This window comes from Amycolatopsis sp. NPDC059021, from assembly GCF_042739895.1.
Lineage (GTDB): Bacteria > Actinomycetota > Actinomycetes > Mycobacteriales > Pseudonocardiaceae > Amycolatopsis.
In genome coordinates this window covers 2,767-15,458 of sequence record NZ_JBHYIQ010000027.1, presented here as the reverse complement: position 1 = coordinate 15,458, position 12,692 = coordinate 2,767, and the positions used below count along the sequence as shown (strand labels likewise).

Annotated in this window: 11 protein-coding genes and 1 riboswitch; of the genes, 6 read left to right on the top strand and 5 right to left on the bottom strand. The window is 70.7% G+C overall.

Going from position 1 to position 12,692, the window contains the following annotated elements:
- Positions 1–484 (top strand): deaminase (locus ACFWX1_RS18095; RefSeq protein ID WP_378388619.1); only part of this gene is annotated, 484 nt, incomplete at its 5' end.
- A gap of 6 nt (positions 485–490) precedes the next feature.
- Here ACFWX1_RS18095 and ACFWX1_RS18090 read toward each other — a convergent pair.
- Both ACFWX1_RS18090 and cobN read right to left on the bottom strand, forming a co-directional pair.
- The gene (locus ACFWX1_RS18090) at positions 491–1,699 is read right to left on the bottom strand and encodes a chitinase (RefSeq protein WP_378388617.1); all 1,209 of its coding nucleotides are present in this window, start codon (positions 1,697–1,699) and stop codon (positions 491–493) included.
- A 144-nt stretch (positions 1,700–1,843) separates the two neighbouring features.
- Entirely contained in the window at positions 1,844–5,476 is a 3,633-nt protein-coding gene (gene cobN / locus ACFWX1_RS18085) for a cobaltochelatase subunit CobN (RefSeq protein WP_378388615.1), read from the bottom strand.
- Positions 5,477–5,528: 52 nt separating this feature from the next.
- Positions 5,529–5,598: riboswitch (cobalamin riboswitch) on the bottom strand.
- 126 nt (positions 5,599–5,724) lie between these two features.
- On the opposite strand from cobN, the gene ACFWX1_RS18080 reads away from it, so the two are divergent.
- Both ACFWX1_RS18080 and ACFWX1_RS18075 read left to right on the top strand, forming a co-directional pair.
- Positions 5,725–6,195: a hypothetical protein gene (locus ACFWX1_RS18080; protein WP_378388613.1), complete on the top strand. Its 471-nt coding sequence runs from the start codon at positions 5,725–5,727 to the stop codon at positions 6,193–6,195.
- Between the two features lie 10 nt (positions 6,196–6,205).
- A complete protein-coding gene (locus ACFWX1_RS18075) occupies positions 6,206–7,123 on the top strand; it encodes a hypothetical protein (protein ID WP_378388611.1) in 918 nt (305 codons plus the stop codon).
- Between the two features lie 9 nt (positions 7,124–7,132).
- Here ACFWX1_RS18075 and ACFWX1_RS18070 read toward each other — a convergent pair whose 3' ends face one another.
- The 3 genes from ACFWX1_RS18070 to ACFWX1_RS18060 are packed head-to-tail and all read right to left on the bottom strand — an operon-like array spanning position 7,133 to position 9,168.
- Complete coding sequence (locus ACFWX1_RS18070) at positions 7,133–7,372, bottom strand: helix-turn-helix transcriptional regulator (protein ID WP_378330197.1); 240 nt, start codon at positions 7,370–7,372, stop codon at positions 7,133–7,135.
- A 12-nt stretch (positions 7,373–7,384) separates the two neighbouring features.
- Entirely contained in the window at positions 7,385–8,236 is an 852-nt protein-coding gene (locus ACFWX1_RS18065; protein ID WP_378388609.1) for an ABC transporter permease, read from the bottom strand.
- Entirely contained in the window at positions 8,233–9,168 is a 936-nt protein-coding gene (locus ACFWX1_RS18060) for an ABC transporter ATP-binding protein (RefSeq protein WP_378388607.1), read from the bottom strand. The genes ACFWX1_RS18065 and ACFWX1_RS18060 overlap by 4 nt, the downstream gene beginning before the upstream one ends.
- Before the next feature lie 98 nt (positions 9,169–9,266).
- Between ACFWX1_RS18060 and cobG the strand changes: the two genes are divergently transcribed.
- Genes cobG through ACFWX1_RS18045 form a run of 3 tightly spaced genes read left to right on the top strand, consistent with a single transcriptional unit; the run spans position 9,267 to position 12,543 of the window.
- A complete protein-coding gene (gene cobG / locus ACFWX1_RS18055; RefSeq protein WP_378388605.1) occupies positions 9,267–10,415 on the top strand; it encodes a precorrin-3B synthase in 1,149 nt (382 codons plus the stop codon).
- A complete protein-coding gene (locus tag ACFWX1_RS18050; protein WP_378388603.1) occupies positions 10,412–11,035 on the top strand; it encodes a precorrin-8X methylmutase in 624 nt (207 codons plus the stop codon). Before cobG ends, ACFWX1_RS18050 begins: the two co-directional genes overlap by 4 nt.
- Positions 11,032–12,543, top strand: a complete 1,512-nt coding sequence (locus ACFWX1_RS18045) for a precorrin-2 C(20)-methyltransferase (protein WP_378388601.1) — start codon at positions 11,032–11,034, stop codon at positions 12,541–12,543. Before ACFWX1_RS18050 ends, ACFWX1_RS18045 begins: the two co-directional genes overlap by 4 nt.
- Positions 12,544–12,692 lie beyond the last annotated feature (149 nt).

Below are 12,692 nucleotides of genomic sequence, written 5' to 3'. Positions count from 1 at the left end.
GGCGGTGGTGCGGCCCGCCGCCGCCGCCCACCCGGCGCGGGTGCACCGCCGGGGGGGGCGGGTGCCCCGCGGGGGCGCGGCGCGGTGCCCGCCGAGCGCGACGTTCCGGGTCGGCGCGGTGGTCACCGACGCCGAGGGCGCGGTACTGGCCACCGGGCATTCCGGGGAAGGGGATCCGCGCAACCACGCCGAGCAGGCCGCGCTCGCGAAACTCGACCCCAGCGATCCCCGGCTCGCCACCGCGACGATGTACAGCTCGCTGGAACCCTGCAGCGTCCGGTCGTCCAGCCCGGCCAGCTGCACCCGGCTGATCCTCGACGCCGGGATCCCGCGGGTCGTCTTCGCCTGGCGGGAGCCCGAGATCTTCGTGGTCTGCGAGGGCGCCGAGCAGCTGGAGGCCGCGGGACGCCGGGTGGTCGAGGTGCCCGCGCTCGCCAGGGACGTCATGCGCGAGAACACCCACCTGCCCGGCGTCCGGGCTTGAAGGAATTCAGCAGGCGCCGTTGTCGGTCCAGACGCCCCACTGGCCGGTGGTTCCCGGCTCCTCGCCCTGCGTCCACCACTTCGCGGTCCACTTGTGGCCGTTGTGCGCGACGACGTTGCCGCCGGTGTAGATCGCGGACTTCTGCCATTCGGCAGCGGTGCACGAGCCCGGTTGCGTCGGTGTCGTGGGTGTCGTCGGCGGTGTGCTCACCGGCGGGGTCGCCCCGGCGAAGCGGGTGCTGAACTTCGTGAAGTCCCAGTCGTTCTGCGGGACGTTGCTGCACACGGCGTTGTCCGTGGTGCCGGAACAGGCCCGGTCGCGGTTGACCGACCAGAAGGTGAACCGGCCCAGCTTGTGGCTGGTGGCGTAGTCGTACACGGTCTGGAAGTCGGCGACCTGGAAGTACTCCGAGGTGTCCGACTTCCCGTTCATGCCCGAGAAACCTTCGTGCGCGTACGCGGTCGCGCTGTCCCAGCCCATATGGCTCATCAGCTGGCCGTGCAACCCTTCGAGCGCGGAGACCTGCGACGAACCGCCGTTGAAGCCGCCGTCGAACGGCATGATCGAGAAGTTGTCCGGGGTGAGGCCGATCGACTTCGCCGTGTCGATCAGTTGCGTGCCGAACCAGTTGGCGCCGCTGGAAATCCCGGGCATCGTGATCGAGAGGAACAGGCCGGGATTGTCGGCCTGCAGCTTCTTCGCCGCGCCCAGTTCGTTCGCGATCGCCGCGGTGTTTTCGATTTCCGGCTCTTCGAGGTCGAAGTCGATCGCCTTGAGGCCGTACTTCGTGATCACCTGCTGATAGGCCGCGGCGGTGGCGTCCGCGGTGCCGCAGGTCTGGCCGAGCTTGGTCCCGCCGTAGCCGCCGACCGACACCGAGACGTCGCCGCCGGCGCCGCGGATCCGGTCGATCACCCCGGCCACCGCGGTGTCCGACGGGACCGGCGACTTGCCGTCCCAGGTGGGAGAGCAGCCGCCGCCGTCGGGCGCCAGGATGAAGGCCAGTTGAAACGCTTTCTGGCCGGTCGCGTTCATCACCGTCACCGGGTCGGGCGGGTTGTTGCTCTGCGGCATGAGGTACGGCGCCGAGGCGTACCAGTTGCTGGGCAGCGCCGCGGCGGCGGGCTGGGCGTCCGCGGTGGCGGCCAGGGTGGTCGCGGCCCCGATGAGCGTGGCGGCGGCGAATCCGAGGGCGGTCAGCGTGCGTCTTTGCATCTGTCCTCCTGTGAGGCGGGATGCCGTACAGCATTGGACTAGACCATTCAGGATGTCAAGATGTGGTCTGGACCAGAAGGCCGCAGGAGGACCGATAACGCCGGAATGCCGGATATTCGTCCGGCATTCCGGCGTGGTGGACAGCTATTCCGCCTCGAGATCGCCTTCCAGGGACAGGTAGACCTCGCGCATTCGCGCCAGCAGGTCCGGGTCCGGTTCGGCCCACAGTCCGCGGTCGGCGGCTTCGTTGAGCCGCTCGATGATGCCGCGCAGCGCCCACGGGTTCGCCTGGCGCAGGAACTCCTGGTTCACCTGGTCCAGGACGTACGATTCGGACAGCTTCTCGTACATCCAGTCGCCGACCACCCCGGCGGTGGCGTCGAAGCCGAACAGGTAGTCCACCGTCGCGGCCAGCTCGAACGCGCCCTTGTAGCCGTGCTTGCGCATCGCGCCGATCCAGCGCGGGTTCACCACGCGTGCGCGGAACACGCGCGCGGTCTCCTCGCCGAGCGTGCGGGTCCGCACCGCGTCCGGCGTGGTGCTGTCGCCAACGTACGACGCGGGCGCGGCGCCGGTGAGCGCTCGCACGGTCGCGATCATGCCGCCGTGGTACTGGAAGTAGTCGTCGGAGTCGGCGATGTCGTGCTCGCGGGTGTCGGTGTTCTTCGCCGCGACGACGATCCGCTTGTACGAGCTCTCCATATCCTCGCGTGCGGGCCGTCCGTCGAGGCCGCGGCCGTAGGCGAAGCCGCCCCACACCGCGTACACCTCGGCGAGATCCTTGTCGTCACGCCAGTTCCCGGAGTCCATCAGCGGCAGCAGCCCGGCTCCGTACGCGCCCGGTTTGGAGCCGAAGATCCGGGTCGTGGCGCGGCGTTCGTCGCCGTGCGCGGCCAGATCCGCGCGGGTGTGGGCGCGGACGAAGTTCTGCTCATCCGGCTCGTCGAGCCCGGCGACCAGCCGCACCGCGTCGTCCAGCATCGTGATGACGTGCGGGAACGCGTCGCGGAAGAACCCGCTGATCCGGACCGTGACGTCGATGCGCGGGCGGCCCAGTTCGGCGAGCGGGATCGGCTCCAGCCCGGTGACCCGGCGCGACGCCTCGTCCCAGACCGGCTGGACGCCCAGCAGTGCCAGCACCTCGGCCGCGTCGTCCCCGGACGTCCGCATCGCCGAAGTGCCCCAGACCGAGAGGCCGACCGAACGCGGCCAGTCCCCGGTGTCCTCGCGGTAGCGGCGCAGCAGCGAATCCGCCAGAGCCTGGCCGGTTTCCCAGGCCAGACGGCTCGGGATCGCCTTCGGGTCGACGGTGTAGAAGTTCCGTCCGGTGGGCAGGACGTTGATCAGCCCGCGCAGTGGCGACCCGCTCGGCCCCGCCGGGACGTAGCCGCCGTCCAGCGCGTGCAGCACCATGTCCACTTCGGACGCCGTCCCGGCCAGCCTCGGCACGATCTCCTCGGCCGCGAAGGTCAGCACCCGCTCGATCTCCGCCGTCGGTCCGTGAAGGCCCCCTTCATTACCCTCAGCGCTGTGAAGGAGGCCTTCACGGACCTCCGCGAGCACCGTGGGGACGGCGGCGGGAGACCACGAGTGCGCTTCCATCGCCGAGACGAGGGCGTGCGCGGTCTGCTCGATGGCGTCCACTTCGGACATAGGAGCGTCGGAGTTCTCCTTGAGCCCCAACGCCGACCGCAGGCCGGGAACCGCGCCCTGCTTACCGCCCCACATCTGCTGCGCGCGCAGCATCGCGAGGACGAGGTTCACCCGCGCCTCGCCCTCGGGCGCGGAGCCCAGCACATGCAGGCCGTCGCGGATCTGCGCGTCCTTGACCTCGCAGAGCCAGCCGTCGATGTGCAGCAGGAAGTCGTCGAACTCCGCGTCGTGCGGACGTTCCTCGACGCCGAGGTCGTGATCCAGCTTCGCCGCTTGGATCAGCGTCCAGATCTGCGCGCGGATGGCGGGCAGCTTCGCCGGGTCCATCGCGGCGATGTTGGCGTGCTCGTCGAGCAGTTGCTCCAGCCGCGCCATGTCGCCGTAGGACTCGGCCCGTGCCATCGGCGGGATGAGGTGGTCGACGATCGTGGCGTGCGCGCGGCGTTTCGCCTGCGCGCCCTCGCCGGGATCGTTGATCAGGAACGGATAGATCAGCGGCAGATTGCCCAGCACGGCGTCCGGCGCACACGACGGCGAGAGCCCGGCCGTCTTGCCCGGCAGCCATTCCAGCGAACCGTGCTTGCCGAGGTGGACCACGGCGTGCGCGCCGAACTCCTCCTCCAGCCAGCGGTACGCGGCCAGGTAGTGATGGCTCGGCGGCAGGTCCGGGTTGTGATAGATCGCCACCGGGTTCTCGCCGAATCCGCGCGGCGGCTGGATCATGATGATCACGTTGCCGGACTGGAGCGACGCCAAAACGATGTCGCCGTTGTCGACATAGAGATCGCCGGGCGCCGGGCCCCAGTGCTCTTCCATCGCCTCGCGCAGCTCGGCGGGCAGTTCGGCGAACCACTCCCGGTAGCGCGCCGCGGGCACCCGGATCGGGTTGCCGGACAGCTGTTCTTCGGTCAGCCACTCCGGATCCTGCCCGCCCGCGGCGATCAGCGCGTGGATGAGGGCGTCACCGTCGGGCTGTTCGGTGCCGGTCGGGTCGACGCCGGGAAACGCGTCGGGCCCGAGGTCGTAGCCCTGCTCCCGCATCCGCCGCAGCAGCTTGATCGCCGACGCGGGCGTGTCGAGGCCGACGGCGTTGCCGACGCGCGAATGCTTCGTCGGGTACGCCGAGAGCATGAGCGCGATCCGCCGCGACGGCGGCGGGGTGTGCCGCAGCCGGGCGTGCGCGAGCGCGATCTTCGCGACGCGGCCGGCGCGCTCGGCGTCCGGGACGTAACGGGGCAGCCCGTCGGAGTCGATCTCCTTGAAGGAGAACGGCACGGTGATCAGGCGGCCGTCGAATTCCGGTACCGCCATCTGGTTCCCGGCGTCGAGCGGGGTCAGGCCGTCGTCGCTGTCCTGCCACGTCTCGCGGTCGCTGGTCAGGCACAGCGCCTGGAGCACCGGGATGTCGAGCGCGGCCATTTCGGCGACGTCCCAGGCCTCGTCGTCCCCGCCCGCGCCCGCCTCCGACGGCCGGGTGCCGCCCGCGGCGAGCACCGTGACCAGCAACGCGTCGGCCTTGGCCAGCTCGGCCATCATCTCGGGCTCGCGGGTGCGCAGCGACGCGCAGAAGATCGGTAGCGCGCGGCCGCCGGTCTCCTCGACGGCGGCGGCGAGCGCGTGGATGAACGCGGTGTTCCCGGACAGATGATGCGCGCGGTAGTAGAGGATCGCCACGACCGGGCCGGTGTTGTCCGAGGCGGGCCGGTCGAGGACGCCCCACGCGGGTTGCACGGCGGGCGGCTCGAAGGCGTCGCCGGTGAGCAGCAGCGTGTCGGACAGGAAGTGGTGCAGCTGCGTCAGGTTCTCCGGGCCGCCCTGGGCGAGATAGGCGTGTGCCTCGGCGGCGATCCCGGCGGGCGTAGTCGACAGCTTCATCAGCTGGGCGTCCGGGGTCTGTTCACCACCGAGCACGACGACGGGCACGCCCGAGGCCCGCACCGTGTCGAGACCCTCCTGCCAGCTCTGCGGGGTACCGAGGATGCGCACGACGACGACGGCCGCGCCGTCGAGCAGGCCGCGCAGTTCGGTGAGCGGGAGCCGGGCCGGGTTCGCCAGCCGGTAGTCCGCCCCGCTGGCACGGGCGCTGAGCAGATCGGTGTCCGAAGTGGACAGCAGCAGAATCACGGAGTTCCTCCTCCGGGGTGTCCTCGCCCCGGTTGGTCGGGCGCGCCTGCCGGAGTTCCTGACTCCCGGAGACCTCTCCGGTCACAGTGGCGGGACCGTCCCGGACTTCCACCGGGTTCCTCCACCTGCCGACGCGTGGGTGCGCTCTCACTCTCCGGTGTGCGTCCCCGTGCGTCAAGGTGATGTGCTCGACGGCCGCTTCCGGACGTACGCCGTTCCGCGCCCCGGCTCGCCGCTAGGTTCGGCGCATGACCTTTGTCCAGCAGCCCGGGTATCCGGGCGCTGTGGTGCGCCCGCCGAACGGGGGCACCGCCATCGCCGCCGCCACGCTCGCCCTGCTGTGCCTGCCGTGGACGTGGTGGGGCCTCTACCAGAACATCGCTTTCCTGCTCAACGGCCCGGAGTACCCGTACAGCCTGTCGTTGATCCTCCACGTCACCGCGTGTGTGCTGGAGCTGGCGGCGCTCGCCGCCGGGGCCGTGCTGCTGTTCCTGCGCAGCCCGGCGGGGCGATGGCTGGTGTTCGCCGGGGCGGCGCTGATCATCCTGCAGGCGGTCGCCAGCGTCGTGGTGTTCTCCCTGCTGATCGGCGAGTTCAGGGAGACCGACGGCGCGTTCACCTACCTCGTCGCCGGGCCGGTGATGGTGTTCCCCGCGGTCGCCGTCCTCCTGCTGGCGGTGCTCCCCGCCACCGGACAGTGGTGCGCCCGGCGGCACTAGACTCGGCAGGATGATCGGGCGTCCCCGGATTTTGCTCGGCGTGACCGGCTTCGTGCTCACGCTCGGCCTGGCCACGACAGTGCTTCTCGTGCGTGGCGGCAGCGAGACGCCGACGCCGGTCGCGCATTCCTCGGCCGCGTCGCTCGACGCGCTGGTCGCGGACTTCACCGGCGCGCTTTCCGCTGGTCAGCCCTACCGCCCGCCTTCGGCGGCCGAACGCCGCGCGGGACAGGAGGGCTTCACCAAGGTGCTCGACGCGGGCAAGGCGACGCCCAGCGCGCTCGACGGCCTCGGGTTCTCAGTCCGGGACGGCGTCGACGCGAAAACCGGGCGGCCCTACACGATCGCGGTCAACGAGTCCGGCACCGAACGGGCGTGGGGGATGTACGTCATCGACCGTTCCGCGCCGCCGTCCTTGGTGGTCGAGGTCCCGCATCCGGCGTTCGACCTGCGCACCGAACTCGCCGGGCTCGACCAGTTCCGGCAGGTGCCCGGCGCGGTGCTGATGATCGCCGGGGCACACCGGAAGGCGGGCGGCGGCAAGGCCGACGTGGCGCACGAGGAGAGCTCGATGTTCCACGTCGTCGCGACGACGCTGATGGCGCGCAAGCTCGCGCAGGTGCAGTTGCACGGCTTCGACGACGACAGCCAGCCCGGCACCGACATCGTGCTGTCCACCGGGGTGGGCAAAGCAAGCGACCCGGCGTTCCGCGCCGCGGACCGCCTCGGCGCCCACGGCTTCGTGGTGTGCCGGGGCTGGGCGCAGACCTGCCCCGGGCTGGAGGCCAAGACCAATGTGCAGGGCAAGGCGGCCGCGGCGGCGGGGACGGTGTTCCTGCACGTCGAGATGAGCCGGACGGTGCGGGATTCCGCCACCCGCCGCGCCGACGTCGTGCGGGCCCTGACCGAAGCGAAACCGGGCGGCTGAGGCTGAGGCTCACGCGGAACGTTCGCGGTCGCCGATGCGCGGGAAAGGCGCGGTGGAGAAGATGACCTCCACCGCCACCTCGAAGAACTCCGCGATCTTCAGCGCGAGGTAGAGGCTCGGGCTGTACTCGCCGCGCTCCAGGTAGCCGATGGTCTGGTAGTGCACGCCCAGCGCCTCGGCCAGCTGACGTCGCGAGATGTTGCGCTCGGCACGCAGCATCGCGATGCGGTTGTAGACGACCTCGCTCATGATGACCTTGTCTCAGCCAATTCGCTGCATCGCCTTTTCCCGTCGTGCCGCCACCGACGACCCGGACTCGCGCCGTGCCATCCTGCGCAGCACGATAGGGGCCAGTGCCAATCCGATCACGGACCACACGACCAGCACGCCGAGGGTCTCCCAGGAGCGCCAGGACTGCGTGATCTCCACGACGACCGCGCTGTCGGGCAGCAGCGCCGACCGCATGCCGAGACCGAGCCAGTACATCGGGAACGCCTGCGCGACGTACTGAAGCCATTCGGGCAGCGCGGTGATCGGGTAGAAAATGCCGGAGATCGCGCCGAGCCCCATGACCGGGATCATCAGCAGCCCCATACTGCGGGGACTGCCGGCCAGCGAGCCGAAGACCGCGCCGAGCGGCAGAGCGGCGAGCAGGCCGAGTACCAGTACCCAGATCAGCGTCAGCCACGAGGCGAGCCCGCCGGTGGCGAGACCGTCGAACAGGAACAGGGAAGGCACCAGCGTCACGACGATGCCGAGGAGGGCCCCGCAGGCGACCGAGACGACCCTGCCGATGAGGTAGCCGAGCATCCCGTTCGGGATCGCCTTGGCCCGTAGCAGCGTGCCGTCCTCTCGTTCCACCGACAGCGCGCCCGCCATCCCGGTCAGGCCGCTGAAGAGCACCCCGGCGCCGAGCACGCTGGGCACCGTGGCGGAGCCGAGGGAGAAGTCCGTCCCCGGCAGTTTCGCGCCCCGCATGAAGATCATGACGACGAGGAAGATCAGCGTCGGGATGATCAGGTTGGCGAGATCCTCCTTGGTGGTCAGTGTCTGCCGGAACTCGATCAGGCCACGCCGGAGGCCGGCCCGCGCGGCGGTGTTGAGCGGGTTCATCGCGCATCCACCTTCCGGTCGGCGAAGTCCAGCGCGGCCACGGGCTCGTCGCCCGCCTCGGCCTGGCGGACGAGCGTCATGTACGTGTCTTCGAGCGAGGCCCGGCGGACCTCCAGGTCGCCGATCGCGTCCCCGTACTGCTTGAACAGCTCGTGGACGTACTTGGTCGACTCCGTGGTGGCGTGCACGAAGCGCTGGCCGTCGCGCGTCCAGCGGACCTCCGACTCCCCGGCGATCCGCCGGGACAGCTGATCGGCCGACCCGTCCGCGACGATCCGGCCGTTCGCCAGTATCAGGATCCGGTCGGCGAGCTTCTCCGCTTCGTCGAGGTCGTGGGTGGTCAGCAGGATCGTGATGTCGTCGTCGGCGAGGCGGTGCACCAGATCGTGGAAGTCTCGCCGCGCCTCGGGGTCGAAGCCTGCGGTCGGCTCGTCGAGGAACAGCAGCTCCGGACGGCCGACGATGCCGATCGCGACGTCGAGCCGCCGCCGTTGCCCGCCCGAAAGCATCCTGATCCGCTTGTTCGCGTGCTCGGTCAGGCCGACGGCGCCGACCAGTTCGTCGGTGTCCCACGGCCGCCGGATCGACGCCGTCGAGTACGGCGCGTAGAACTCGCCGAGATGCGCCAGCAGCTCCCGAACCCGCCATTTCCCGTGGTCACGCCAGGATTGCAGGACGACCCCCAGCCGCGCCCGCCAGTCCTCGCCCCCGCGAGCCGGATCCACGCCGAGCACGGACACCGTGCCCGCCGAACGCATCCGGAAGCCTTCCAGGATCTCGATCGTGGTCGTCTTGCCCGCCCCGTTCGGCCCGAGCAGACAGACCACCTCCCCTTTGCCCGCCCGGAAGGCGACGTCGTGCAGCACGTCGTTGGTCCCGTACCGCATGCGCAGGCCTTCGACGTGGATCACGTCGCCGGCGTCGTGGCTCATCTGTCCTCACCCCCATCTCAATACTGCGATCGAATGTAGCACACCTACTACATATCATCCGAGCAGTGCTCAAGGCCGCGCCAGCTAGAGTGAGCGTCATGTCCATCCGTGCGCGGGTACGAGCCGACGCGTGCCCCGGGGTTTTCGCCACCCACGACGCCGCGGACGGCCCGCTGGCGAGGGTCCGGTTGCCCGGCGGGGTCGTGACCCCGGCGCAGTTGCGAGCTCTCGCCGACGCCGCGACCGAGTGCGGCGACGGCGACGTCCACCTGACTTCGCGCGGAAATGTCCAGCTCCGGGCGGTGACTCGCCCTGGGCTCGAGACGAGGTTGAGCGAAGCCGGGTTGCTGCCTTCGCTGACGCACGAGCGAGTGCGGAACATCCTTGCTTCGCCGTGGAGCGGGATTTCCGGTGGTCTTGCCGACGTACGCGGGCTCGCCGCCGCACTGGACGACGCCGTCTGCGCCCGGCCGGGCCTGGCGTCGCTGCCTGGCCGATTCCTCTTCGCCTTCGATGACGGCCGGGGCGACGTCGCTGGCGAAGCGCCCGACGTCTGCTGGATCACTGTCGGCGCCGAGGAAGGCGCGGTGCTGCTCGCCGGTGAGGACACCGGCGTGCGTGTCTCGCGCGAAAGCGCTGTCGACGCACTGGTGGCGCTGGCCGCCGCGTTCGCCGAGACGCGCGGAACAGCTTGGCGGGTAGGGGAACTCGACGATCCGTCGGCGTTGCTGCCGGCTCTGGACTTCGGCACGCGCGTGGCTCCGACGTCGTGGCAGGGCACTCCGGATGACCGGATCGGGCCGGTGCCGGGGAACGACGGCGACGCGACCGGGGTGGCTCCGCGCTTCGGGCAGCTCTCGGCCGCGCAACTGCGCCTGCTGGCCGACGTGGCGGACAACGCCGTGGTGACACCCTGGCGCACGATCGTGCTGCCCGGTGTCGGTGCGAGCGCGCGGGAAGCGTTGGCGGGGGCGGGGTTCTTGACCGATCCGGCCGATCCGCGGCGCCGGGTCAGCGCGTGTATCGGACGTCCCGGCTGCGCGAAGTCCCGCGCCGACGTCCGCGCCGACGCCGTCCGGTTGCCGGGGGACCTGCCGGCGCACGTTTCGGGGTGTGAGCGGCGCTGCGGGAAGCCGTCCCGGTCACATCTGGACGTCGTGGCCGCCGAGGACGGCTACCGTGTCGACGGCACCTGGGTCCCGGTGGAGCAGCTGGGCGAAATGGCGGTACGAAAGGGAAACACGTGATCGATTACCTGCGGGACGGGGCCGAGATCTACCGGCACTCGTTCGCCACGATCCGCGAGGAGGCGGATCTGGCGATCCTGCCCGACGACGTCGCGGGCATCGCGGTGCGGATGATCCACGCCTGCGGGATGGTCGATCTGGTCGACGACCTGCGGTACACGCTCGACGTCGTCGAGTCGGGCCGCGCGGCACTGGAGGCGGGAGCGCCGATCCTGTGCGACGCCAAGATGATCGCCAGCGGGGTGACCCGAAAACGGTTGCCGGCCGCCAACGAGGTTCTGTGCACTTTGGACGATCCGAGCGTGCCGGGGCTCGCCGAGCGGCTGGGCACCACGCGGTCGGCCGCCGCGCTGGAGCTGTGGCGGGACAAGCTCCCCGGGTCCGTGGTGGCGATCGGGAACGCGCCGACCGCGTTGTTCCGGCTGCTGGAACTGCTCGACGAGGGCGTCGGCGCACCGGCCGCGATCATCGGCGTCCCGGTCGGTTTCGTCGGCGCCGTGGAGTCCAAAGTGGAGCTGGCGAAGCGCGCGCCCGCGCCGTATCTGGTCGTGCACGGACGACGGGGCGGCAGCGCCATGGCGGTCGCGGCGATCAACGCACTCGCGAGCGCCGCCGAATGAGCGTGACTCTGGGAAAGCTGTACGGCGTCGGGCTCGGCCCCGGCGACCCCGAACTCATGACGGTCAAGGCCGCGCGGCTGATCAACGAGGCCGACGTGATCGCCTACCACAGCGCGCGGCACGGCCGCAGCATCGCGCGCTCGGTCGCCCAGCCCTACCTGCGCGAAGGGCAGATCGAGGAGAAGCTGGTCTACCCGGTCACCACCGAGACCACCGATCACCCCGGCGGATACGAGGGCGCGATCGCGGACTTCTACGAGCTGAGCGCGAAACGGCTCGCCGAGCACCTCGACGCCGGGCGCGACGTCGTCGTGCTGTGCGAGGGCGACCCGTTCTTCTACGGCTCGTACATGTACATGCACGAACGACTCGCCGGGCGTTACGAGGCGACCGTGATCCCGGGGGTGACGTCCGTGAGCGCGGCGTCGTCGGTTCTGGGCCGTCCGCTGGTGCAGCGCGACGAGGTGCTCACCGTGCTACCGGGCACGTTGCCCGCGCCTGAACTAGCCCGGCGTCTGGCCGATACCGAGGCCGCCGCGGTGCTCAAGCTGGGCCGGACCTTCGGCAATGTGCGTGACGCGCTCGCCGAGGCGGGGAAGCTCGACGACGCCTGGTACATCGAGCGCGCGACCTGGGGCCAGCAGCGGGTGGAGCCGTTCGCCGACGTCGATCCGGAGTCGGTGCCGTACTTCTCCCTTGCCTTGTTGCCCAGCCCGGCCTATGCGTCCCGTGTGGACGGTGAGCCCGCGGAAACCCCCGCGGTGCCTGCCGAGCAGGTCACCAGTGGTGAGGTGGTCGTGGTCGGACTCGGCCCGGCGGGACCGCAGTGGCTGACCCCGGAGGCCGAAGCCGAACTGGCGGCCGCCGAGCATGTCGTGGGATACGGGCCGTACGTCGCCCGCGTCCCGCAGCGCGCGGGCCAGCAGCGGCACGCGTCGGGAAACCGCGTCGAGGCCGACCGGGCCGTCGAATCCCTCGAACTGGCTGCCGGGGGAGCGCGGGTCGCCGTGGTGTCCTCCGGTGATCCCGGGGTGTTCGCGATGGCTTCCGCCGTGCTGGAGCAGGCCGCGGCGGGGCACGGCGCCGGGGTGCGGGTGCGGATCGTGCCGGGCGTGACCGCCGCGCAGGCCGCCGCGTCGAGGGTCGGCGCCCCGCTGGGGCACGACTACTGCGTGCTCTCGCTGTCCGACCGCCTCAAGCCGTGGGAGATCATCGAGCGCCGTCTCGACGCCGCCGGTGCCGCGGATCTCGTGCTGGCGCTGTACAACCCGGCCTCGCGTACCCGGAAGACGCAGCTCGCGGACGCCCGCGACGTGTTGTTGCGGCATCGGTCCCCGGAGACTCCGGTCGTCGTCGCCCGTGACGTCGGCGGACCGGAGGAGGACGTCCGCGTGACGACGCTGGGCGGGCTGGATCCGTCCACTGTGGACATGCGGTGCCTGCTGATCGTCGGTTCGTCGAAGACCAGGGTGGACGACGGCTTCGTCTGGACACCCCGCAGTTACTAGCCCCGGCCGGTGAGCTGAAGGGGACTTTCGTCTCATAGGACGCGCTGAAGGGGGGGGTGTGGGGCCGGGGCGCGCGGGCACTACGACGTCAGGGCCCGGCGGGGGTTCGGAAGACCAGGGGGGGGAGTGGGGAGGGGGGGCGGGGGTGT